This is a genomic window from Mycobacterium sp. SM3041, from assembly GCF_039668335.1.
In the GTDB taxonomy this organism is placed as follows: Bacteria; Actinomycetota; Actinomycetes; order Mycobacteriales; family Mycobacteriaceae; genus Mycobacterium.
In genome coordinates, this window is the sequence record NZ_JAYXBQ010000066.1 from 1 (window position 1) to 21,358 (window position 21,358).

The 21,358-nt window shown below is 67.5% G+C and carries 22 protein-coding genes; 11 read left to right on the plus strand and 11 right to left on the minus strand.

What is annotated here, in order from left to right:
- Positions 1–63: 63 nt before the first annotated feature.
- The 6 genes from VXD91_RS21175 to VXD91_RS21200 form a co-directional block, all read right to left on the minus strand.
- Positions 64–687: a pyridoxamine 5'-phosphate oxidase family protein gene (locus tag VXD91_RS21175; protein ID WP_318987348.1), complete on the minus strand. Its 624-nt coding sequence runs from the start codon at positions 685–687 to the stop codon at positions 64–66.
- Positions 688–726: 39 nt separating this feature from the next.
- Positions 727–1,386, minus strand: a complete 660-nt coding sequence (locus VXD91_RS21180) for a histidine phosphatase family protein (RefSeq protein ID WP_346416311.1) — start codon at positions 1,384–1,386, stop codon at positions 727–729.
- A gap of 123 nt (positions 1,387–1,509) precedes the next feature.
- Positions 1,510–4,083, minus strand: a complete 2,574-nt coding sequence (locus VXD91_RS21185; protein ID WP_346416312.1) for a cellulase family glycosylhydrolase — start codon at positions 4,081–4,083, stop codon at positions 1,510–1,512.
- Positions 4,084–4,209: 126 nt separating this feature from the next.
- Positions 4,210–4,860 carry a hypothetical protein gene (locus VXD91_RS21190; protein WP_346416313.1) on the minus strand — a complete coding sequence of 217 codons (651 nt, stop codon included), beginning with the start codon at positions 4,858–4,860 and terminating at the stop codon, positions 4,210–4,212.
- Positions 4,861–4,919: 59 nt separating this feature from the next.
- On the minus strand, positions 4,920–5,591 hold the full coding sequence (locus VXD91_RS21195) for an MspA family porin (protein WP_064981960.1): 672 nt from the start codon (positions 5,589–5,591) through the stop codon (positions 4,920–4,922).
- 253 nt (positions 5,592–5,844) lie between these two features.
- Positions 5,845–6,513, minus strand: a complete 669-nt coding sequence (locus VXD91_RS21200; RefSeq protein WP_064981957.1) for an MspA family porin — start codon at positions 6,511–6,513, stop codon at positions 5,845–5,847.
- 433 nt (positions 6,514–6,946) lie between these two features.
- On the opposite strand from VXD91_RS21200, the gene VXD91_RS21205 reads away from it, so the two are divergent.
- The 6 genes from VXD91_RS21205 (at position 6,947) to VXD91_RS21230 (ending at position 11,082) form a co-directional block, all read left to right on the plus strand.
- The gene (locus VXD91_RS21205) at positions 6,947–7,474 is read left to right on the plus strand and encodes a hypothetical protein (protein WP_346416314.1); all 528 of its coding nucleotides are present in this window, start codon (positions 6,947–6,949) and stop codon (positions 7,472–7,474) included.
- A gap of 36 nt (positions 7,475–7,510) precedes the next feature.
- On the plus strand, positions 7,511–8,209 hold the full coding sequence (locus VXD91_RS21210; RefSeq protein WP_346416315.1) for a sensor domain-containing protein: 699 nt from the start codon (positions 7,511–7,513) through the stop codon (positions 8,207–8,209).
- Between the two features lie 64 nt (positions 8,210–8,273).
- The gene (locus VXD91_RS21215; protein WP_133426512.1) at positions 8,274–8,714 is read left to right on the plus strand and encodes an SRPBCC family protein; all 441 of its coding nucleotides are present in this window, start codon (positions 8,274–8,276) and stop codon (positions 8,712–8,714) included.
- A gap of 47 nt (positions 8,715–8,761) precedes the next feature.
- Positions 8,762–9,841: a CaiB/BaiF CoA-transferase family protein gene (locus tag VXD91_RS21220; RefSeq protein WP_346416316.1), complete on the plus strand. Its 1,080-nt coding sequence runs from the start codon at positions 8,762–8,764 to the stop codon at positions 9,839–9,841.
- A gap of 65 nt (positions 9,842–9,906) precedes the next feature.
- Positions 9,907–10,344, plus strand: a complete 438-nt coding sequence (locus VXD91_RS21225; RefSeq protein WP_029104636.1) for an SRPBCC family protein — start codon at positions 9,907–9,909, stop codon at positions 10,342–10,344.
- Positions 10,345–10,371: 27 nt separating this feature from the next.
- Positions 10,372–11,082, plus strand: coding sequence for a GntR family transcriptional regulator (locus VXD91_RS21230; protein ID WP_346416317.1), 711 nt, complete (start codon positions 10,372–10,374; stop codon positions 11,080–11,082).
- A 48-nt stretch (positions 11,083–11,130) separates the two neighbouring features.
- On the opposite strand, the gene VXD91_RS21235 is transcribed toward VXD91_RS21230, so the two are convergent.
- Positions 11,131–12,291 (minus strand): pyridoxal phosphate-dependent aminotransferase, encoded by a 1,161-nt coding sequence (locus VXD91_RS21235; protein ID WP_346416343.1) that lies wholly within the window; start codon positions 12,289–12,291, stop codon positions 11,131–11,133.
- A gap of 11 nt (positions 12,292–12,302) precedes the next feature.
- Positions 12,303–12,803 (minus strand): DUF2834 domain-containing protein, encoded by a 501-nt coding sequence (locus VXD91_RS21240; RefSeq protein WP_346416318.1) that lies wholly within the window; start codon positions 12,801–12,803, stop codon positions 12,303–12,305.
- Between the two features lie 70 nt (positions 12,804–12,873).
- Here VXD91_RS21240 and VXD91_RS21245 point away from each other — a divergent pair, with 70 nt between their 5' ends.
- The 5 genes from VXD91_RS21245 (at position 12,874) to VXD91_RS21265 (ending at position 18,210) form a co-directional block, all read left to right on the plus strand.
- Positions 12,874–13,458: a TetR/AcrR family transcriptional regulator gene (locus tag VXD91_RS21245; RefSeq protein ID WP_346416319.1), complete on the plus strand. Its 585-nt coding sequence runs from the start codon at positions 12,874–12,876 to the stop codon at positions 13,456–13,458.
- Positions 13,459–13,518: 60 nt separating this feature from the next.
- Positions 13,519–15,069, plus strand: a complete 1,551-nt coding sequence (locus tag VXD91_RS21250; protein ID WP_346416320.1) for an NAD(P)/FAD-dependent oxidoreductase — start codon at positions 13,519–13,521, stop codon at positions 15,067–15,069.
- 66 nt (positions 15,070–15,135) lie between these two features.
- Positions 15,136–15,837 carry a GntR family transcriptional regulator gene (locus VXD91_RS21255; RefSeq protein WP_346416321.1) on the plus strand — a complete coding sequence of 234 codons (702 nt, stop codon included), beginning with the start codon at positions 15,136–15,138 and terminating at the stop codon, positions 15,835–15,837.
- A gap of 83 nt (positions 15,838–15,920) precedes the next feature.
- Complete coding sequence (locus VXD91_RS21260; protein ID WP_346416322.1) at positions 15,921–17,468, plus strand: NCS1 family nucleobase:cation symporter-1; 1,548 nt, start codon at positions 15,921–15,923, stop codon at positions 17,466–17,468.
- 19 nt (positions 17,469–17,487) lie between these two features.
- The gene (locus tag VXD91_RS21265) at positions 17,488–18,210 is read left to right on the plus strand and encodes an aspartate/glutamate racemase family protein (RefSeq protein ID WP_346416323.1); all 723 of its coding nucleotides are present in this window, start codon (positions 17,488–17,490) and stop codon (positions 18,208–18,210) included.
- On the opposite strand, the gene puuE is transcribed toward VXD91_RS21265, so the two are convergent.
- From puuE to VXD91_RS21280, 3 genes are read right to left on the minus strand one after another with little or no spacing between them, the layout of a single operon-like run.
- Positions 18,207–19,109, minus strand: a complete 903-nt coding sequence (gene puuE, locus VXD91_RS21270; RefSeq protein WP_318986789.1) for an allantoinase PuuE — start codon at positions 19,107–19,109, stop codon at positions 18,207–18,209. The genes VXD91_RS21265 and puuE overlap by 4 nt on opposite strands.
- The gene (gene alc, locus VXD91_RS21275; RefSeq protein ID WP_318986788.1) at positions 19,106–20,068 is read right to left on the minus strand and encodes an allantoicase; all 963 of its coding nucleotides are present in this window, start codon (positions 20,066–20,068) and stop codon (positions 19,106–19,108) included. The genes puuE and alc overlap by 4 nt, the downstream gene beginning before the upstream one ends.
- The gene (locus VXD91_RS21280) at positions 20,065–21,279 is read right to left on the minus strand and encodes an aldolase/citrate lyase family protein (protein WP_346416324.1); all 1,215 of its coding nucleotides are present in this window, start codon (positions 21,277–21,279) and stop codon (positions 20,065–20,067) included. Before VXD91_RS21280 ends, alc begins: the two co-directional genes overlap by 4 nt.
- Positions 21,280–21,358: the final 79 nt, after the last annotated feature.

Genomic DNA, 21,358 nt, shown 5'->3' on the forward strand with positions numbered 1-21,358 from the left:
GTCGCACTCGTCGGCGGTGCTGTTCCGCCAATTTGAGGGCGTCGCGGTCGCTACCGATCCCAATTACGCGTCGGCTGAGCGCGCCTCCAACTCCGCCACCCGTGCCTTGAGCGCGTCGATCTCGGCCTGCAGTTCGGCCTCGCGGCCGTCGAACCTGGCCTGGTATGCCTCGCCGAGTTCGCGCAGGTACTCGCGGTCGAAGCGGGGAATGATGGAGCGTGAGCAGTTCCAGTCGAAGGCCTCGACCGCGATCTCGATCTCGCGCTGCGGACCGTCCTCGATGACCGTCCCGCGGCCGAAGACCTTGAGGCGGGTGCGTCGCGGGTAGTCGACGAAGAACATCGCCAGCCGGTCGTCGGCGGCCAGATTGCCGAGGGTGACGAACTGGTTGTTGCCGGGCAGATCGATGAACCGCAGCCGGTCGGTCTCGGGCAGGTACCGTACGAATCCGGCTGGGCCACTGCGGTATTGGAGGTAGGGCCAGCCGTTGGGTGTGACGGTGGCCAGACAGAACTGGTCGGCGCGCCGGATCATCAGCAGCTCGCGGTCGTCGAGGCGCTGCGGTCCGTCGTCGGCGCGCTCGGTGTGCCGGCCGTACGCCAGATAGCTGCCGTTGCGCTGCTGACGATCCAGGGCATCGGGGCCGAATGCCAGGTGGTGGTAGTGATTGTTGGGCTCGGCGGACACAACGGCTACGCTACGCCCGCCTTCGAGCCCGACGATCGGCTAGCGCGGCGGATTGAAGGTGTTCGGGGTTTCCGGGTGGATGCGCTGCACCGTGGGGGCCGGGCGCGTGCCCTGTGGGCTGCCGGGATGCAGCGTCACCTGCCAAATACTGCTCAGGTCATTGGGTGTGAAGCACGTCTTGTCCAGGCACGGCACGCATTGCTGGTCGGGGCCGCATCCCGCCACCACGGGAATGCCGAGGAGATTCATGATGCGGAAGATGTTCTCGGTGTTGCCGCCCACGAGTGCGACCGATCCGGCGGGAAGGCTCGAGACTGCTTGGGCCAGCGGTTCGGCGGCTGCGGCGGACGGAGTGCTGGGATCCGCGTTGGGCAACTGCTGAACCGCCAGTCCGCGCGCGGCGGCGGTGTACGACACGGTCTGCTTGGACCGCAGCGCACTCGATGCGTACACGTTGTTGAACCTGATGTCCTGCAGGACCTTGGCGACGGCCTTCGCGTATTGAATCCCGTTGCTCGACAGCGGGAGGGTGGGATCGGAGAACACCGGTTCACCGTGTTCGACGATGTACACGACGGTCGGCGCCCGGTTGGGTGCGTCGGCTTGTGCGGGATTGCTCGCCACCACGATCGGTAGTGCGCACACAGCGCCCGCGATCGCGATCGAAGCTCGGGTTGTGAGCTTTCGCCGTGCCGCCATCGTTGTCCTCCTGGCCGTGAATGATGTTTCCAGGCACCATCTTTCGGTGCGCGCTGAACGGTACGACCGGAGCTGACGAGGCAGCGGGCGAGTTCCGCTGGATGGGATCACGGTCCGGCAACGCTACGGCGCGGCGGTCACCACGACCTGAACGACACCGGTGTCGGCGTCCGACGCGATCACCAATGTCGGTGCGTTCGCGGCCGAGACCACGTGGCCGCCGGTGACGCTGACTGTGTACCCGTTCGGGTAGGCGATGGCCGGCACCGACATGGTGCTCAACGAGCCGGCCGCGAAGCTACCCGAACCGTCCGCCTTGGCGGTCGAGTAACTGAAAGTGAAGGCGCCATTGGCATTTGACAGCTTGAGCGGCGTGCCGGACACCGCCTGTGGGTACGGCGCGGCCAGCACCTGCAGGTTGCCGGTGTTGACGTTGTCACCGATCGGCGGCAGGGCCGGGTCGTAGACCACCGACTCGCCGTCGGTGCTGCCGCTGGTGGTGATGTCACCGACACCGGAGTAGGCCCATTCGGACCAGCTCATCAGGTACCGGTCGGCGGCATTCATCTCGGCTCTCAGATCCGATGGCAGGTGGGAGGCGCCGAATTCGTCCATGAACACGGGGATGTTGTTGGCTTTCCCGTAGGCGTGCGCGGTGGCGGCCTGCTGCATGGCCAGCCATCCGCAGATGCTGCTGGTGGCCGAGCCGGCGCAATAGTCATGAAACGCCAGAACGACTTTCGCGTCGTCGATGGCGCCCAACTGGATGGGTAGGCCGAGGATCGCGGGAACTTCGGACACCGCGGGATTGGCGGGTTCGACGAACAGCGCGGTGTTCGGATCGACGGCCCGGATGGCGGCGGCCACCTGGTTGTACATCGGCGTCAGCTGCTGCGTCGCGTAGAACGGACTGCCCAGCAGCGTCGGCAACCATGACGTGCCCGGGAAGGGTTCGTTCATGATGTCGTACCCGATGACGCTGGTGTTGCCGGCGACGGCGGCAGCGACCGTCTCCCAGGCCTTGGCGTAGTTGTCCTCGAGGCCGATTCCGTTGGCGGCAGTTGTGTTGTTCCAGAAGCCATCCCACGCCGCGGTCTCGGCGGGGTTCAGGTAGTAGCTGCCGGGGAAACCGAAACTCCGGTTGGGCAGCCCACCGGTCTTGGTGGCCCACTCCGGAGCACCCTCGCCGCCGAGAGATGCGCTGTAGAGGTCCTGGTGCATGTCGATGATCGTGTAGATGCCGTGCGCCGAGAGCATGTCGACGGTCTGCCGGATCGAGTCGACGTAGGCGGCGTCGTACACGCCGGGCTGGGGTTCGACCCCGGCCCAGATGACCCCGAGTCGCACCACGTTGAAACCGTTGGCCGCCAGGAATGCGGCGTCGTCTTCGCTGAATCCGCTGGCCGCCGGATCGTAGGGCCCCAGCTTGTACACCTCGTTGAACCCGTGCAGCAGGACGACCTGCCCGTCGCTGTTGGTCAGCCAGACGCCGGTCGGCGTCACGGACAGCATGGAGTTGTTCACGCCGGTCTGCACGAGGGTGGCGCCGGTACCGGACTTGCCGACCGCGCCGTGGTTGCCCAGCAAGCCCGCGTTGCCGCCGGCGCCGCCGAGCGCCGGCAGGCCCGTGGAGCTGCCGCCGACGCCGCTGTTTCCGGCGTCGCCGCCGCCACCACCGATACCCAGGATGAAGGCACCGTTGCCGCCGTTCCCGCCGCGGCCGCCATCGGCTCCGTCGCCGCCTCGGCCACCGGCGCCGCCGCCGCCGAACAGCACGCCGCGACCGTTTCCGCCCTTGCCGCCGGGCCCGCCGGTACCGCCGGCCTGGGCACCGCCCGCACCACCGTGGCCGCCGATGCCCATCAGGAAACCGCCGGGGCCGCCGGTGCCGCCCGACGCTCCGGCGCCACCGGCCCCGCCCCGTCCACCATTGCCGACCATGCCCGCCGCGCCGCCGTTGCCTCCGGGGACCGCGGCTTCGGTGCTGTCCCAGCCGGCTCCGCCATCGCCGAACAGCCATCCGCCGGCGGTGCCGTTGGGTGCGGTCGCGGTGCCGGTGCGGCCGTTGCCGATCACGTAGGTGCCGGCCAGCCTGTTGATGACGCCGTCGACGCCCTGCCCGAGCGGACTGGTGATCCAGCCTTGGATGCCGGTGTGCAGCGGGTTGTAGATCACCGCCTGGAACCAGCCGGCCGCATTGGTGGGAAGTGCCGGTACGGCGTTCGGCGCCGCCTGAGTCGCTGCGGAGGGGAGCGTCGCGGCGACAGCGGTTGCGCTGGTGCCGGTGGCTTGCGGGGTCGCCGGAGCAGCCGCGGCCACTGCCTTGGCAGCTGATTTGGGTTTGGTGGCAACGGGTTTCGACGTGGTGTGCGGTCGCGGCGATGAGGCAGCGGTGGTCGCTGCGGCCGTGCGCTGCGGCTGTTTACCAGCTGAACGCGTCGCCGGCGTGCTGCCGGCGGATGGGCGGGTTCCGCTCGAGCGGGGCGGCGCAGCATGTGCCGGCCGACCGGGGGACTTGGTTGAACTGTCGCTGCCGGCATGCGCGGTGGCACTGGCCGCCGAGGCGGCGGGACTGCCGGCAGCGTCGTGCCCGGACTCGGTGTCGGCCCATGCGACAGCGGTCCCGGTGGTGAGTGCTGCCCCGATGATGGCCGCCGCGATTCCCCCGACGCCGTACAGACCGGCGCTTACCGTCATTGCTCGTGTATACGTGACCGGTCCGTGCGCCGCGGCCAAAACGGCGCGGCCGTCTGAATTCGGCATGGCCGGACGAACAGACGATTCGGGCCCGTCAACCGGAGTTGACGGGCCCGAATCGTGTGTTCAGTTGGCGGGTGCCGGCGGAACCGGGGGAACCGGTGCGCCGGGCGGGGGCGGGACATCGGCGGGGTCCGGACGGAACTCCACCAGACCCGGCGGGATGTTGGTGCCAGGTGGCGGCGCCGTGCCGGGCAGGGACTCACCGAGCTGTTCGCGCGGCATCTGTCCGAGCAGGCCGCCCTTCAGGCGACCGTCGCGGTACATGTCGATGTAGCGACCCAGCCACTGCCGGCCGGTCACGTCTTCGTTCTCCTGGCCGGCTTCGACGCCGAACTGCTCGCACTTACCCGGAGCCGACGGCTTGATGCACTGCTGCGGGCCGTAGGCGTTGTTGAAGGCCCGCAGATTGGGAGGCGTGACGGGACCACCCGCACCGGGGGCCGAGGGCGTGGCGTACTGGCCGAGAACGGAGCCGCGGTCGAGACCGGTGAGGTCCGACGGTGCGCCGAGGGCGGCGGCCAGCGGATTGACGTCGTTGGACTGTCCCAGGACGTTCAGACCCTGCGGGCCCAGGTTGGCGCCCGCGATCGGAACCGCCAGGTTGGCGCCCGGACCGTCGGCCGCAACCGGGGCCGGCGGCGGCAGAGCGGGGCCGGGTGCCGGAACCGGAGTGGGCACGACCGGGTCGGCGGATGCGATATCAGTTTGCGTCATTGCCGCCGCCGCAGCGAAAACCGCTGCGGCGGTGACAATTCCGCGGGTAACCCGATGCATCAGACCGACTTGGTGATGCCGTAGTAGGCGACGATGTCGTCCGTGTCGGTGGTCGAGCTGGTCAGCACCGCGTACGACCGCAGGAACGACTGACCGACGCAACCGTCGACCTTGATGTGGGTGTCCTTGAGGGTCACGCGGACCGGAGCCGACTTGAAGGTCTTCTTGTCGACCGGCACCTGGGTCACGGTGCCCGGCTTGGCGTGGATTTCGATGGTGCCCGACATCGGGACGCTGACACCGGTGGGCAGCAGGCCGGCCAGGGTGGAGCCGGAGGTGCTGATACCGATCTGGCCGATCAGACGGACCTGGCCGAGCTCGATACCGCAGCCGATCTGGTAGCCGGCCTCCAGCGTGCCGCCGTTGAGCTTGGTCTTGCCGTTGCCGGTGACGGTGCCGGTGAACGTGCCGCCCACCAGGTATTCACGCGAGCTGACGGCGGTGGTCAGCGGGGCGACGGGCAACTGGGTCTCGTTCTTGGCCACGACCTCCAGGACCCAGCCGTCCGGGCTGGTGATGCGGGCCGGCTCGTCGGAGGCCACGATGCCGGTGTCCGGCGGCGGGCCGTCGAAGCCGGCGGGATCGACCGGGTCGGCCAGGGCGAGCGGCGTAACGGTCGCCGACAGCAGCACGCCCGCTGCGGCAGCCAATGTGGCAAGTCGGTTCAACATGGGGTTACGGCGCCTCTCGTGGGTTGGAATCCGAGAATGAAACGGTTTTCGATTCTCGGAGCATTCAATATTCGGATTTCGAATCGGTGAACGGCTGGCCAATTACTCGGAACTGGCATTTTTATGTGGAAGGATCAAATTGTTTAATCAGTGACAATATTTTTGATCTGACTGATTAAATTCACGTCGGATGTCCGTGGCCGGTGCGGGCGGGGCTCGTGGCGAGCTTGTTCGCCCGCACCGGGCAGCAGCGTCAGACGGACTTGGTCACACCGAGGTAGGTGATGACGTCGTCGGTGTTGTCGGTCGAGCTGGTCAAGGTGGCGTACGACCGGATGAACGACTGGCCGGCGCACTGGTCGGTCTTGATCCGGACGCCGGTGATCGTCACGCGGGCGGTGGTGCCCTTGAACGACTTCTTGTCGATCGCGACGGTGGTCACGGTGCCGGGCTTCAGGTACACCTTGCCCTGCAGGCTGATACCGGTACCGAAGCTGGGGTCGGTGCCGGCGAACGGGATCTTGATACCGGGCGTGAAGCTGGCGCCGGGGTTGATCTCAGCCTCGTCGGAGATGATGCCGCAACCGATCTGCTCGCCGGCTTCCAGCGTTCCACCAGCCAGTTTGGTCTTGCCGCTACCGGTGATCTTGCCGGTGAAGGTACCGGCGACCCAGTACTCACGCGAGGAGATCGCGGTGGTCAGGGGGGCGACGGGCAGCTGGGTCTCGTTGCTGCCGGTGACCTCGATGTGCCAGCCGTCCGGGGTGTCCAGGATGCCGGCGGGGCCCGACGGCACGGCGCCCTCGCCCGGAGGCGGCGGGGCCGGGTTGCCGGCCGGCTGCACAGCCGGGTCGGCTGGCGGGTCAGCGAGTGCCAGCGGCGCGGTGCCGACCGGGAGCACCACGCAAAGGGCTGCCAACATGGCATAACGGTTCGACATGGTGATGAGCGCGCCTCTCGTATCGGGTAATCAGCGTTGCTGCGGATCGCTGTGCGTTGCTGAATTTGTGTCGCTGCGGAGCATCTACTGGCCGGGTTGCCGGACGGTTAACGGACTGCAAAAACTTGCCCCTGCGTTATCAACCAGTGGGCAACACAGGAATATGCGTGTATTGGTGAATTCATTTGTCGTGGTGGCAGCATATTGAATGCCCAGTTCAGCGAGTGTGATCTGGGTCATTCGACCGGCAGTACAATACAACCGACGGAGATTGGAAATCACCGGTTTGTCTTGTGTTCACCAACTGGCCATCTACACGCCTGACCGTGGGAGGGTCGAACGCCGAGCGTCCGTCATTGCCGGGTGTCCATGCCCGGTGGATGCGGCGGTCGCACCGAATGACTTGGAGGAAACGGTGAAGTCTTCACGCACCTGGGTACGTCTGGTTGTCGCATCGGCTGCCGTCTTCGGCGCCGGGGCGATGTACCTGCCCACCGCTGCGGCCGACGATGAAGCTGCCCCGATCGGCCCGATCGATGCCGGCGCCGGCGTGCAGTCGACGGGTGTCACCTCGTCGAACGCGGACCCGGCCGCGGTGCAGGCGTGCTCGCAGTTCGCCTCCGCGCTCGACAGTGCAGCCTCCGGTTACGAGGGCTTCGCCGACAGCCTCGACGCCAACGATCCCTACGTCCACCAGAGCAACGTGGCCGGCCGGACCACGCTGCGGCAGTCCGCCGCGGTCGCGATGGACGCCGCCAACACGCCCGGTCTGTCCCCGGAGATCGCCAACCCGATGCGGTCCTGGTCGGTCGGCGCCGCCAAGCTGTTGGTGAAGATGGGTATCGGCATGACCGGCGGCAGCCTCGACAGCACCGCCACCGAGGTCAACACCAATGCCGAGGCCGTCCAGCGCGGCTGCGCCGCGGCCGGCACGCACGCCTGAGCGCGCGGATATATCGCGCGGATATATAAGGAACACGTGAAGCGACACGCCTTCGGCGTCGCCGTGCTGTGCCTGGCCTTGGCGGCGTGCGGCGGCAAGGCCGGCACACCGACACCAGCCAAGCCGACGACGGTGGCCGAGTCGGGCATCGACAGCCTGCTGCTGACACCCGATGAGATGAACAAGACGATGGGGGTCACCGGCATGGTGGGCCGTCCGCCGAAAGACGGGATGGACGACCACCGCAACCTGCTGCCGAACCTGAACTGCCTCGGTGTGTGGCAGATCGACGAGTCCGTCATCTACTCCAAGGACGGCAACGACCTCAAGAGCGGCCAGGATTGGAAGGCCGTGCGGCAGCAGACGTTGCAGGTGCCCGACAGCGACCAATGGGACTACCTGGCGGCGCAGTCGGTCGTTTACTACCCGACAACCGATGCGGCCCGGAACTTCTTCAACCGGTCGGCCGAGCGGTGGGCCAAGTGCACCAACCACCACGTGAACATCCGGCTCAACGACAAGCCGTTACCGAAGTGGCTGTCCGGCGACCTGGAGCGCACCGACACCAAACTCGCGATGCCCATCATGCGCGGCACCGGGCCCGAAACACGTTGGTGCCAACACGTTCTGCAGCGCGTCGAGAACCTGATCATCGATGTCGAAGCCTGCACGCCCAAGGCGCCGGTGACGGCGGCCGCCGACATCGCCGCGAAGATCCAGGCGGACATCCACTAGCGGGTCGTCCCGCTGGTTGCACCATCTGGGCACGGCGCGTGGTCCCGTGGTCTATGGTCGCGCCATGGCAGTCAGCGCGTCGCACGAAGTGACCATCGAGGCAACCCCTGAAGAGATCATGGATGTCATCGCAGATCTTGCGCAGACACCCGTGTGGTCGCCGCAGTACACCAAGGCCGAGGTCCTCGACACCTACGAGAACGGCCGGCCGAAGCAGGCCAAGATGACCATCAAGGCCGCCGGTATGGCCGACGACCAGATCCTTGAATACACCTGGACCGACCTGACGGGCAGCTGGGTGCTGATCAGGTCGTCGTCGCTGAAGAAGCAGGAAGCCAAGTACACGCTGACCCCGGCCGGCAACAAGACCAAGGTGAAGTTCGAGATCACCGTCGACCCGGTGGTGCCCATCCCGGGCTTCCTGCTCAAGCGCAGCGTCAGCGGTGGCGCCGAGACCGCCACCGAGGGGCTGAAGAAGTTCATGGCCAAGAACAAGAAGGGCTGACGCACACCGGGATTCAGCCGCTCCGGCCCATGGGCTAACGTCGCGGGATGACGAATGCGGGGCCATTGGCCGGAGTCAAGGTGATCGAACTCGGCGGAATCGGCCCCGGGCCGCACACCGCCATGATGCTGGCGGACCTCGGCGCCGACGTGGTGCGGGTGCGGCGTCCCGGCGGGCTGACGATGCCGGCCGAGAACGTCGACCTGCTGCACCGCGGCAAGCGGATCGTCGACCTCGACGTCAAGTCCGACCCGGCCGCGCTGCTGGCCCTGGCCGCGAAAGCCGATGTGCTGCTTGACTGTTTCCGTCCCGGCACCTGCGAGCGCCTCGGCATCGGGCCGGCCGAATGCGAGGCCGTCAACCCCCGCCTGATCTTCGCCCGGATCACCGGCTGGGGGCAGGACGGACCGCTCGCTCAGACCGCGGGCCATGACATCAACTACCTGTCGCAGACCGGTGCGCTGTCGGCCATCGGCTACCGCGACCGGCCGCCGGTGGCGCCGCTGAACCTGGTCGCCGACTTCGGCGGCGGTTCGATGCTGACGCTCATCGGCATCGTCACCGCGCTGTACGAACGCGAACAGTCCGGCCGGGGCCAGGTCGTCGACGCGGCGATGGTCGACGGTGTCAGCATGCTGGCCCAGATGATGTGGACCATGAAGTCCACCGGCGTGATGAAGGACCAGCGCGAGTCGTTCCTCCTGGACGGCGGCGCCCCGTACTACCGCGTCTACGAGACCTCCGACGGCGGCTACATGGCGGTGGGCTCCATCGAGCCGCAGTTCTTCGCTCAGCTACTTGTGGGCCTGGGCCTGGATCCCGCCGAGGTGCCGAACCAGTTCGACCTCGCGCGCTACGACGAGATGCGCGACATCTTTGCTGCCCGGTTCGCGAGCCGGACCCGCGTCGAGTGGACCGAGACATTCGCCGGGACCGACGCCTGCGTCACTCCCGTGCTCACCTGGACCGAGGCCGCCGCCGGCGAGCACCTCCGGGCCAGGTCGACGATCGTCACCGTCGACGGTGTGGACCAGGCCGCCCCCGCGCCGCGCTTCTCGCGGACTCCGTCGGGCCCCGTCGGTGCCCCGCCGCAGCAGACCACCCCGATCGACGAGGTCGGTTGGTAACAGTTTTGGAAGTTAGCTGACGCATTCTCTACCCGAGGCCGGTGGAGAGGACTAAATTTGCCCTTATGGCAGTTATGGCGTCCCGAGAGCTGGTGATCGACGCCTCGCCCGAAGCCATCATGGATGCGCTGGCCGACATGGACGAGGCGTCGCAATGGCGCAGCTTGCACCGGGAACTACAGGTACTGGATCGGTATCCCGACGGTCGTCCGCACCATGTCAAAGCGACCGTGAAGATCATGGGCATCACCGACAAGGAGCTCCTGGAGTACCACTGGGGTGATGACTGGGTGGTGTGGGACGCGGCCGACACCTTCCAGCAGCGTGGGCAACATGCCGAGTACAAACTGACTCGCGAGGGCGACCGGACCCGGGTGCGATTCGACATCATCGTGGACCTCGTCGCTCCCATTCCCGAGTTCCTGTTGCGCCGAGCCCGCAAACTGGTGCTCGATGCTGCGGTCGACCGGCTGCGGGCCCGGGTGACTCGCCTCTACGGGTAGTCCACAGTCTGTCGACAGGGGGTTCGTATGACCGACCGCCCACCTTCTCCGTTGTTGGAGAAGCTGGTGGTGGTGCGGAACGGCGGGCCGCAGCAGACCGTGGTGACCGAGCTGCGCCGGGTGATCCTGCGCGGTGACGCGCCCCCGGGAACCCCGGTGCCGCTGACCGAGGTCGCCGAACTGTTCGGCGTGAGCCACATCCCCGTCCGCGAGGCACTCAAGACGCTCATCAGCGAGGGCCTGGTGACGCACCGGCCCAACTCGGGGTACACCGTCGCCCGGATGACGAAGCAGGAACTGCACGAGATGTACGTCGTGCGCGCGGCGTTGGAGGGTGCGGCGCTTGCGATGGCCGCGCAGAAGGCGTCCGATCACGAGCGGACATTGGCGATCGAAGCCAATGACCGGATGGCGCAAGCGATTCGGGACTCCGACGGCGCGGCGTTCCAGCGGGAGAGCCGCAACTTCCACATGGCGCTGGTGCGCCCGTCCGGCATGCACCGGCTGCTGCACATCCTCGAAATGTCCTGGAACATGATCGAACCCGTGCAGGCCATGATGCATGTGACGCCGGACGACCGAGCCAAGCTCAACGGCGATCACGAGGAGATGCTCGAGGCGTTCCTGGCCCGGGACACCGAGCGCCTCAGTGCCATTGCGCAGCGGCACAACGACAGCGTCGACGCCGCGATCGGCACCCTGCCCACCGACACCGGGCTCCTCACCCAGGACACCTAGGGATTTGTGCACGATTTTCCGCGCCGACCGCGGAAAATCGTGCACAAATCACAGGGTGCGGAGGCGGCTGATGGCCTCGTCGAGGGTGTCGTCGCGTTTGCAGAAGGCGAAGCGCACCAGGTGATTCCAGCCGGCGGAGTCAGGCGAGTCGGGATCGAGGAATGCCGACATGGGGATGGCCGCGACGCCGACGCGCTCGGGTAGCGCGGCGCAGAATGCGGTGCTGTCGTCGTACCCCAGCGGCCGGGGATCGGCGCACAGGAAGTAGGTGCCGAAGCTGTCGTGCACGTCGAAGCCGATGTCGGTCAGGGCACCGGCCAACCGGTCCCGCTTGCCGCGGTAGGACTTTCGCAGCGCCGCGACCCAGGCGTCCTCGTGGTCCAGCGCGTGCGCGACGGCCGGCTGGAACGGCGCGCCGCCGACGTACGTCAGATATTGCTTGGCGGCGCGGACCCCGGCGATCAGGTCGGCGGGCCCGCACGCCCAGCCGATCTTCCAGCCGGTGCAGTTGAACATCTTGGCGGCGCTGGAGATGGTGACGGTGCGCGCGGCCATGCCGGGGTACCCCGCCAGCGGCCGGTGCTGATGACCGTCGAACGTCAGCTGCTCGTAGACCTCGTCGGTGATGACCAGGAGGTCGTGCTCGATGGCGAGCGCGGCGATGGCCTTCAGCTCGTCGTCGCTGGCGACCATGCCGGTCGGGTTGTGCGGTGAGTTCAGGATCAGGGCGCGGGTCCGGGGCGTGATCGCGGCGCGAAGCCGGTCGATGTCGATGGCGAAGCCGTGGCCGTCGGGCGCCAGCGGAACGACGACGCGGCGGCAGCCGGCCATGGCGATCACGGGGGAGTAGGAGTCGTAGAAGGGCGCGATGATCAGCACTTCAGAGCCCGGTTCGACCAGCCCGATCACTGCCGACGCGATGGCCTCGGTGCCGCCGACGGTGACCAGTACCTCGGTGTCCGGGTCGTAGTCGATGCCGTAGTGCCGCTTGCGCTGGGCGGCGATGGCCTGGCGCAGCGCGGGGATGCCCGGGCCGGGCGGGTACTGGTTGACGCCGTCCGCGATGGCCTGCTGCGCCACCGTCAGCATGGGCGCCGGGCCGTCCTCGTCGGGAAAACCCTGGCCGAGGTTGACGGCGCCGACCCGGGCGGCCAGCGCCGACATCTCGGCGAAGATCGTGGAGGCGTAGGGCCGCAGGCGGGCGGCCATCCCCGGTGGCGTCACCCCTGGATTGTCGCAGAACTCCTGACGTGGTCGACGGTGCGCTCGTGCCGCTGCTGCCGCGCGATGACGGCGAAGTAGAACGCCAGCGCGAATGCGCAACTGGTGAACAGGCTGCTGACGAAGAACAGCCACGGGTGCCGGATGCCGCGTCGCAGCCCGTCGGCGATGGTGAACAGCGGCAGCAGGATGACGTTGATGATGGTGTAGTCCTGGCCGGCCGAGGACGCCGCGGGGTTGACGAACATCAGCCGGATGTAGTCCGACCAGCTGCCTGGACCGGTGATCGGATTGCCGCCTGGCGGTTGGTATTCCATGACGAACTTGGTGTTGAAGTAGTAGCCGAGCGCTATCGAGGCGATGCCGATCACGTAGTAGGCCGACTCGAGTGCCGAGAACGCGGGTCCGTCGGCGGGCTTGCGGAAGACGGCAGGATTGAGCTTGACGATGAACGCGATCGTGATCAGTCCGAGGACGGCGTGGACGATGAGCGAGACCATGTCAGCGGAGTCTGCTCGCCGCGAAATGTTTTGTCAATCATGACAAAACATTCTGCGGTACCGTACTGGGATGCCCCGGCCGCCGCAGACCGTACGTAGTGAACGCACGCGTGAGGCGCTGCAACAGGCGGCGTTGGTCCGATTTCTGGCGCAGGGTGTCGAGGGCACCACGGCCGAGGAGATCGCCGCCGACGCCGGTGTCTCGCTGCGCACGTTCTACCGGCACTTCACGTCCAAGCACGAGCTGCTGTTCGCCGACTACGACGCCGGTCTGCACTGGTTTCGGACCGCGCTCGCCGGGCGACCCGCGGACGAGCCGGTGCTGGCGGCTGTTCAGGCCGCGATCTTCGCCTTTCCGTACGACTTCGGCGCCGTCACCAAGATCGCTGCGCTGCGCGAGCAGGAACTCGACGCCGACCGGATCGTCAGCCACATCCGGCAGGTCGAGGCGGACTTCGCCGATGCCATCGCCGAGCATCTGGCGCGGCGCGGCGGGTCGGATGACCTGCTGCGCATCGCGGTGACGTCGCGGACCATCGCCGCCGCGGTGTTCGGGGCCATGGAGGTGTGGATGCTGGGCGCCGAGCGGTCGCTGGCGGATCTGGCGCGCATGTGTCACCAGGCACTGGATCAGCTGGCCGCCGGGCCCGTCTGACCTCCGTCGGCAAGTTTTGTCACTATTGACAAAACTATGCGCGGGTGCGACTCTGCGGAAATGGCGCAATTCGACGCAATCGTGGTGGGAGCAGGGCACAACGGGCTGGCTTCGGCGGTGCTGCTCCAGAAAGCGGGCCTGCGCACGCTCTGTCTGGAAGCCAAGCTCTACGCGGGCGGCATGGCCTCGACCGTGGAGCTCTTCGACGGCTTCAAGTTCGAGATCGCCGGCTCGGAGCAGTTCCCGACGTCGCTCAAGGTCAGCCAGGAGCTGGGCCTCGACGAGGTGCCGAGTGTCGAACTGGAAGTCATGTCGGTGAACATGCGGGGGATCGGCGACGAGCCGTTCCTCTTCTACTCCGATCCCATGAAGCTGCTCACGCACATGAACGAGGTGCACGGCGCCGAGGCCGTCAACGGCATGGCCGGGCTGATGGCCTGGAGCATGGCACCCGCCCGGGCCCTCGGCCGGTTCGACGCCGGACTGCCGCCCAAGACGTACGACGAGATGTATGCCTGTGCCACAAACGAATTCGAGCGGTCGGCCATCACCGACATGCTCTTCGGCTCGGTGACCGACGTCCTGGACCGCTACCTGCCCGACAAGGACAAGCACGGCGCCATCCGCGGCATGCTGTCGGTGCTGGCGTGCAACTCCACCTACCGCGGACCGGCCACCCCCGGCAGTGCCGCCGCGCTGGCCTTCGGCCTCGCGGTGCCGACCGACGGTGCGTCGCTGATGCGAAAGCTCAAGGGCGGCATCGGCGCGCTGACCAAGCACCTCGAGGACACGTTCGTGGCGCACGGCGGCGAGGTCCGGCTGCGCAGTGCCGTCGCCGCCGTCACCGTCGACGACGGGCGGGTCACCGGCGTCCGGCTGGAGGACGGCACGGAAATCGCTGCGCCCGTGGTGGTCTCGTCACTCGCACCATCGGTGACCGTGGACCGCCTGCTCGGTGCCGCCGCGCCTGACGACGTCCGGGCCCGCTACACGCGCGTCGACCACCGCGGCAGCTACCTGCAGATGCACTTTGCCCTCGACGGCATTCCCGAGTTCGCCGAGCCGTACGAGATTCTGAACAACCCCGAATTACAGGGCACCATCGGCCTTTTCAGCACACCCGAGGAACTGCAGCAGCAATATGACGCCGCGCGCTGTGGAATAGTGCCGGCCGACCCGTCCATCGCCTGGCAGATCCCGTCGGTCCAGGACCCCGAGCTGGCCCCGCCCGGCAAGCACGCATCGTCGGCCTACGCGCTGTGGTTCCCGGTAGAAGGCGGCGGCGACTACGGCTCGATGAAACGAGAAATGGGACAACGGGTCATCGACAAGATCACCCGCGTGGCACCCAACTTCGAGAAGCTGATCCTGCGCCACACCACCTTCACACCGCGGCACATGGACCGCATGTTCGGCGCTCCCGGCGGCGACTTCTGCCACGGCCTGATCCACCCCGAGCAGATGGGACCCAACCGGCCCGGGCCGCGCGGCTACCTCGATCAGGAACTGCCGGTCGCGGGCCTCTACCTGGGCGGCGCCGGCTGTCACGGCGGCCCGGCCGTCAACTTCATCCCGGGCTACAACGCCGCGCACGCCGTCCTGAACAACTGACTCGGCTTACTCAGCCGAAACGTCACCGAAACGGGTTCGGCAACAACACCGACCTACGCTGCGGGGATGCGGCCCCACCGGCGTTCTGTCCTGCTCGGACAGCTGGTGGCGGATCGGGCCGCGCCGTCACAGCAGGGCGTGCTGAACGAACTGCGCCGCGCGGTGCTCGACGGCGGGGTGCCGCCGGGGACGCCGATCCCGTTGGCCGAGGTCGCGGATGTCTTCGGCGTCAGCCAGATCCCGGTGCGGGAGGCGCTGAAAACGCTCATCGGAGAAGGGCTGGTGGAGCACCGGCTCAACTTCGGCTACACCGTGGCCCTGTTGACGCCGCAGGAACTACGCGAAATGTACATCGTGCGTGAGGCTTTGGAGTCGGCGTCGCTGGGGGTCGCCGTGGCCAACGCAACCGATGCCGACCGCGCGGCGGCGGTCGCGGTCAATGTCAGTCTGGAGCAGGCCATCCGCGACGACGACGCCGGCGCCTACCACCGGCAGAGCCGGGAGTTGCATGCCGCGCTCACCCGACCGTCACGCATGTATCGGCTGCTGCACATGCTGGAGGCGGCGTGGAACGTCACCGAACCCGTGCAGTCGATGCTGCATGTCAGCCGTGAGGACCGGGCCGACCTGCATGCCGATCATTGCGCTATGGTCGACGCCTTCGTCGCCGGCGATGCGGAGCGCCTGATCGCCGTCGCGGAAGACCACGCCGTCCGGCTCAACGCGGTGATCGCGAAACTGCCGACGGACACCGGGCTGCTGGCGTAGCGGCGAACATATATCTTTTCCGCAATTGCCCCATATCTCCGGGGAAACAGCAGGGAAACGTTGCATTTCTAGCGTTTTCGAGCATGACTGACACCCTCGTTCCCAAGGACACCACCCCACCGGGCGCGGTGATCGGCGCAGGTGACATCGTCGAGGCCGCCGGCCACCCGGTCGGCGGCGGCGTCATCAAACCGGATTACGACCCGCGATTGACCAACGAGGACCTCGCTCCGCTGGGCAAGCAGAGCTGGGGTTCCTACAACATCTTCGCGTTCTGGATGTCCGACGTGCACAGCGTCGGCGGCTACGTCACCGCGGGCAGCCTCTTCGCGCTGGGCCTGGCCAGTTGGCAGGTGCTGGTGGCGCTGCTGATCGGCATCACCCTCGTGTACTTCCTGTGCAACCTGGTCGCCAAGCCGAGCCAGGCCGCCGGTGTGCCGTATCCGGTGATCTGTCGCACCGCGTTCGGCGTGCTGGGTGCCAACATCCCGGCCATCATCCGCGGGCTGATCGCGGTGGCCTGGTACGGCATCCAGACCTACCTGGCATCGGCCGCCCTGGATGTCGTGCTGCTCAAGCTGTTTCCGGGGCTGGCCCCCTATGCCGACCTGGGCACCCACGGCTTCCTCGGGTTGCCGCTGCTGGGCTGGGCCAGTTTCCTGTCGCTGTGGGTGTTGCAGGCCTGCGTCTTCTGGCGCGGCATGGAGGCGATCCGCAGGTTCATCGACTTCTGCGGCCCCGCCGTCTACGTCGTCATGTTCCTGCTGTGTGGCTACCTCATCTACAAGGCGGGCTGGGGCGCAATCGATCTCAACCTCGGCGCGGTCAAGTACACCGGCCTCGACTCGGTGCCGGTGATGCTCGGCGCCATCGCGTTGGTGGTGTCCTACTTCTCCGGTCCGATGCTCAACTTCGGTGACTTCTCCCGCTACGGCAAGTCGTTCGCCGCCGTCAAGAAGGGCAATTTCCTCGGGCTGCCGGTCAACTTCCTGGTGTTCTCGGTGCTGGTGGTGGTCACCGCGTCACTGACGCTGCCGGTGTTCGGCGAACTGCTCACCGATCCCGTGCAGACCGTGGCCCGCATCGACAGCACCTTCGCAATCGTGTTGGGTGCCTTGACCTTCACCATCGCCACCATCGGCATCAACATCGTCGCCAACTTCATCAGCCCGGCGTTCGACTTCTCCAACGTCAGCCCGCAGCGCATCAGCTGGCGTGCCGGCGGCATGATCGCCGCGGTTGGCTCGGTGCTCATCACCCCGTGGAACCTCTACAACAACCCGGAGGTCATCCACTACACGCTGGAGATCCTGGGCGCCTTCATCGGCCCACTGTTCGGCGTGCTGCTCGCCGACTACTACCTGGTGCGCAAGCAGAAGGTGGTCGTCGACGACCTGTTCACGATGTCCGAGTCCGGAAAGTACTGGTACACGGGCGGATACAACAAGGTCGCGGTCATCGCCACCGTGTCTGGCGCGGTGCTCGCGGCGCTTCCCGTGCTCCTGGCGGGCACCGTGTACGGCATGCACACCGCTGCCCAGTACAGCTGGTTCATCGGTTGCGGTGTCGCACTCGGCCTCTACCGGGTCCTGGCCGTCCGCGACCGGTTCGTCGCCGAGTCGGTGGCGTGACCGTGGGGGAGTCCTTGGGATGAGCCGGATTTGGGTCATCAACCCCAACACCACCACATCGATGACCGCCGGGATCGGCCGCTGCGCTCAGGCAGTGGCCGGTCCCGGTGTCGAGATCGTTGCCGTGACATCCGAATTCGGTCCGCCCTCCATCGAAAGCCACTACGACGAGGCGATGAGCGTGCCGGGTCTGCTCGAGGCGATCCGGCGCGGTGAGGACGCCGGGGCCGACGGCTACGTCATCGCGTGCTTCGGTGATCCGGGACTGGACGCGGTGCGGGAGCTCGCAACCGGCCCGGTCGTCGGCATCGCCGAGGCCGCCATGCAGACCGCCAGCCACCTGGGCCGGGGCTTCTCGGTGGTGACGACGCTGTCACGCACCATGGGCCGGGCCGCCGATCTCGCGGAACGCTATGGCATGCAACGCTTCTGCCTCGGCATCCACGCCTGCGACATTCCGGTGCTGGACCTGGAAACCGATCCGACGGCACGCAAGGTCATCACCGAGGCGTGCCGGGAGGCGTTGGACGCCGACGGCTCCGATGCCATCGTGCTGGGGTGCGCGGGCATGGCCGAGATGTGCGCGGCGATCACCGCCGAGCTCGGGGTGCCGGTGGTCGACGGGGTGAGCGCCGCGACGTTGACGGTGCAGGCACTGGTGCGGATGGGGCTGCGCACCGGCAAGCGTGGCGAGTTCGCGACACCGCCGGCCAAGGAATACACCGTCCGGCGCGAGGTCTAGCCGGCCGGGTGCACGGCGCGCCAATGCTCGGCGATCTCGATGCGCCGGGCGAGCCATACCCGGTCGTGGGACTGCACGTGGTCGAGGAATCGTTCCAGCGCGGCACTGCGGGCCGGCCGGCCGACCAGCCGGCAGTGCAAGCCGATCGAGAGCATCTTGGGGCTACCGCCCAGCCCCTCGGCGTAGAGCACGTCGAAGGCGTCACGCAGATGAGCGAAGAACTCCTCGCCGTTGGAAAAGCCTGCCGGAGAAGCGAATCGCATGTCGTTGGTGTCGAGCGTGTACGGCACCACGAGGTGGTCGGTGTCGGCGACCCGCACCCAGTACGGCAGATCGTCGGCATAGGAGTCCGAGTCGTAGACGAAGCCGCCGTGCTCGACCACCAGCTCCCGCGTGTGCGGTGAGTCCCGGCCGGTGTACCAGCCGAGCGGCGCGGCGCCGGTGAGCTCGGTCAGGATCCGCACTGCCTCGGCCATGTGCGCGCGCTCGGTGTCGCGGTCGACGAGCTGATAGGACTTCCACCGCAGGCCGTGGCAGGCGATCTCGTGCCCAAGTTCGCCGAAAGCGGCCAGCGCCTCCGGATTGCGCTGCAGGGCCCGCGCCACCGCGAAGATGGTCAACGGGATGTCCCGGCGCTCGAAAATCCTGAGTATCCGCCACAATCCGGCGCGCGAGCCGTACTCGTAGAGCGATTCCATGCTCATGTGCCGGTTGGGGAACGCGTCGGCCGGGGTCATCTCGGACAGGAACGTCTCCGAGGCCGGATCGCCGTCGAGCACGTTGTTCTCGCTGCCCTCTTCGTAATTGAGGACGAACTGCACAGCAATGGCCGCGCCCCCGGGCCACTGCGGGTCTGGCGGGGTGCGGCCATAGCCGACCAGGTCGCGCGGGTAGCTCACGCGAGTTCCCCGAACAGCCGCAGGCGCGCCAACCCGCCGTCCGGATAGATGTCCAGCCGGGCCTCGGACACCACGTCGTCGGCCTCGATGATGAAGCGGTGCCGGGTGTCGGGCAACAGATCGGTGCGGGGCAACAGGTCGACCCACTGTCCGTCGGCGCGCAGTGCCGTCAATGCCGCTGCTCCGGGGCTGTTTCCGATGAAGTAGGACGTGTCGATCTCGGCGAGCCGCACCCGGCCCGGTCCGGCGAGCCGGATGCGCACCCAGTCGTTGGAATCGTCACGGCGCCGGGCGGTTTCCCAGCCGTCACCCATCACCTGGGCCTGTCCAGGGAAGATCAGATTCTGCGGTGAGCTGTAGAAGCGATTCGAGGCGTCGAGCACCAGACCGCCGTTCTCCAGCGCCGCCAGGTCCAACGGGCCGACACCGAGGAATCGCTTGTCGGGGCGGCCTTCTCCGTGCACCCGCAGCCGCGCCACCCCGCCGTCCGGGTAGATGTTGAGCCGTACATGCGTCCAGCGCTGTTCCGAGGAGACCTCGAAGTTGTTACGGGTGTCGCCGTACACGCGCGAGCGCTCGATGAGCGGTACCCAGCCGGGGTCGACGGCCAGCTGTTCGGCGGTGGGGTAGCCGTCGACCTCGATGGCATCGACGGAGACGGCCGGCGGATAGTTGCCCTTGAACCACGCGGTGTCGACCACCACGCCGCGGATGACGCCCGGCACACCGAGCCGCACGATCGCGGTGTCGTGGCCTTCGTCGCGACGACGCCGCGTCTCCCAACCGTCGTACACCTGCCCCTTGTGACCGAACGAGGCCGGCCGATACACCGACGGGCCAGGGGAGATGAGGTTCTCCTTCTCGGCGAACAAGTCGTCGTTGGCCCAGATCACCGCCCCGCCGAGGCTCCGCAGCGCGAGGTCGGGCAGCCAGGTGAAGTCGGGCAGTGATTCAGTCATGGCAGCTTCCGGTTCTTGAGGTTTCGTAGCACGTCGACGGTAGCGCCGGGCGCGAACGCGAGTACGTCGTCAGCGCCGAACGCGCCGCAGTCCAGCCCGCGCAGCACCACCGCCGCCAGCGCCTCGGCGGTCGCGGGTTCATCGACGATCGGGCCGCCGCTGCGGTCGAGGTAGGCCTGCAGCCGGGGCGCCGCGGCGGACATGGCGGCCCGAAAGAACGTGAAGGTGGCCAGCCACCGGGTCACCAGGTGACCGGGGTGCATGTCCCACCCCTGGTAGAAACCGCGCTCGAGGGACCGGGTGACGAGCCGATGGTGGCGCCGGATCGCCTGCACCACTTGCTCTTCGGAGCCGACCGGGGCCACCTGCGTCGAGCCGTCGGCGACCCAGACGCCGGTTTGCGCGGCGGCGGTCTGCATCACCGCCTTGGCGTGGTCGGCCACCGGGTGATCGAGCGCCTGGTGCTGCGGTGCGATACCGCAGGCGGCGCTGTAATCGTATGTACCGTAATGCAATCCGCTGCACCGTCCATCGGCGAGCTGGATGGCGCGGGCGACGGTCGCGGTCCCGTCGGGGCCGAGGACCGCCTGCGGGCTCTCGATCTGCAGCTCGAAGCGCAGCGTGTGCTCTGGCAGACCGTGTGCGGTCTCCAATGCCTCGCACAGCCAGACCGCCGCGGTGACCTGTTCGGCCGCACGCAGTTTCGGCACGGTGAAGACGAAGCCGTCGATTGCACCGGCGTCGAGCACCAATTCGAGGGTGCGCAGGGCCCGGCGGCGCTCTGCGGTCGTCAGTCCCTTGATGCGAATCCCGCTGTGGCTCAACCCGAGTGCGGGCAGGGTCGCCGCCGCCCGCGCCGCGTCGCGATCCTCTACGTCGTCGCCGCGGTGGCCGTAGCCGTCCTCGAAATCCAGGCGCAGGTCGGCAATCGGCGCGGCGGTGAGCTGGTCGCGCACCAGCGACACCGTGGCCTGGTCGCCGAGTTCGGCGAAGACCGCCGCGTGCCGGTCCAGCAGTTCGAGCGCGGCCCGACCCCACTGCGCCGGCGTATCGGGAGTCGCGTCGGCCGCGCTGACGTAGACGGTGTGTATCGGCTGGACGGCGGCAGAGCTTCCCGGAAACCGCGCCGCGAGGTCGGCGTCGACGCGGGACAACAGGGTGTCGATGCGCTGGAGCGCATCCGCCGGGATGCGATGGTGGGGGTCCGACACCTGCCTATCGTGCCGTGCCGGCGCGATCTCAGCATGTCGAGCCAGAGTCGGTGTCAGGGGAGCTGATCTAGTCTCGGCA

What these genes read in the sequence shown, in the direction of transcription:
- VXD91_RS21180 (WP_346416311.1), bottom strand. Translation starts at nt 1,386, where the DNA reads ATGGCGGCACGGCGAAAGCTCACAACCCGAGCTTCGATCGCGATCGCG.
- VXD91_RS21185 (WP_346416312.1), bottom strand. Translation starts at nt 4,083, where the DNA reads ATGACGGTAAGCGCCGGTCTGTACGGCGTCGGGGGAATCGCGGCGGCC.
- VXD91_RS21190 (WP_346416313.1), bottom strand. Translation starts at nt 4,860, where the DNA reads ATGACGCAAACTGATATCGCATCCGCCGACCCGGTCGTGCCCACTCCG.
- VXD91_RS21195 (WP_064981960.1), bottom strand. Translation starts at nt 5,591, where the DNA reads ATGTTGAACCGACTTGCCACATTGGCTGCCGCAGCGGGCGTGCTGCTG.
- VXD91_RS21200 (WP_064981957.1), bottom strand. Translation starts at nt 6,513, where the DNA reads ATGTTGGCAGCCCTTTGCGTGGTGCTCCCGGTCGGCACCGCGCCGCTG.
- VXD91_RS21215 (WP_133426512.1), top strand. Translation starts at nt 8,274, where the DNA reads ATGGCAGTCAGCGCGTCGCACGAAGTGACCATCGAGGCAACCCCTGAA.
- VXD91_RS21220 (WP_346416316.1), top strand. Translation starts at nt 8,762, where the DNA reads ATGACGAATGCGGGGCCATTGGCCGGAGTCAAGGTGATCGAACTCGGC.
- VXD91_RS21225 (WP_029104636.1), top strand. Translation starts at nt 9,907, where the DNA reads ATGGCAGTTATGGCGTCCCGAGAGCTGGTGATCGACGCCTCGCCCGAA.
- VXD91_RS21230 (WP_346416317.1), top strand. Translation starts at nt 10,372, where the DNA reads ATGACCGACCGCCCACCTTCTCCGTTGTTGGAGAAGCTGGTGGTGGTG.
- VXD91_RS21235 (WP_346416343.1), bottom strand. Translation starts at nt 12,291, where the DNA reads ATGGCCGCCCGCCTGCGGCCCTACGCCTCCACGATCTTCGCCGAGATG.
- VXD91_RS21240 (WP_346416318.1), bottom strand. Translation starts at nt 12,803, where the DNA reads ATGGTCTCGCTCATCGTCCACGCCGTCCTCGGACTGATCACGATCGCG.
- VXD91_RS21245 (WP_346416319.1), top strand. Translation starts at nt 12,874, where the DNA reads ATGCCCCGGCCGCCGCAGACCGTACGTAGTGAACGCACGCGTGAGGCG.
- VXD91_RS21250 (WP_346416320.1), top strand. Translation starts at nt 13,519, where the DNA reads ATGGCGCAATTCGACGCAATCGTGGTGGGAGCAGGGCACAACGGGCTG.
- VXD91_RS21255 (WP_346416321.1), top strand. Translation starts at nt 15,136, where the DNA reads ATGCGGCCCCACCGGCGTTCTGTCCTGCTCGGACAGCTGGTGGCGGAT.
- VXD91_RS21260 (WP_346416322.1), top strand. Translation starts at nt 15,921, where the DNA reads ATGACTGACACCCTCGTTCCCAAGGACACCACCCCACCGGGCGCGGTG.
- VXD91_RS21265 (WP_346416323.1), top strand. Translation starts at nt 17,488, where the DNA reads ATGAGCCGGATTTGGGTCATCAACCCCAACACCACCACATCGATGACC.
- alc (WP_318986788.1), bottom strand. Translation starts at nt 20,068, where the DNA reads ATGACTGAATCACTGCCCGACTTCACCTGGCTGCCCGACCTCGCGCTG.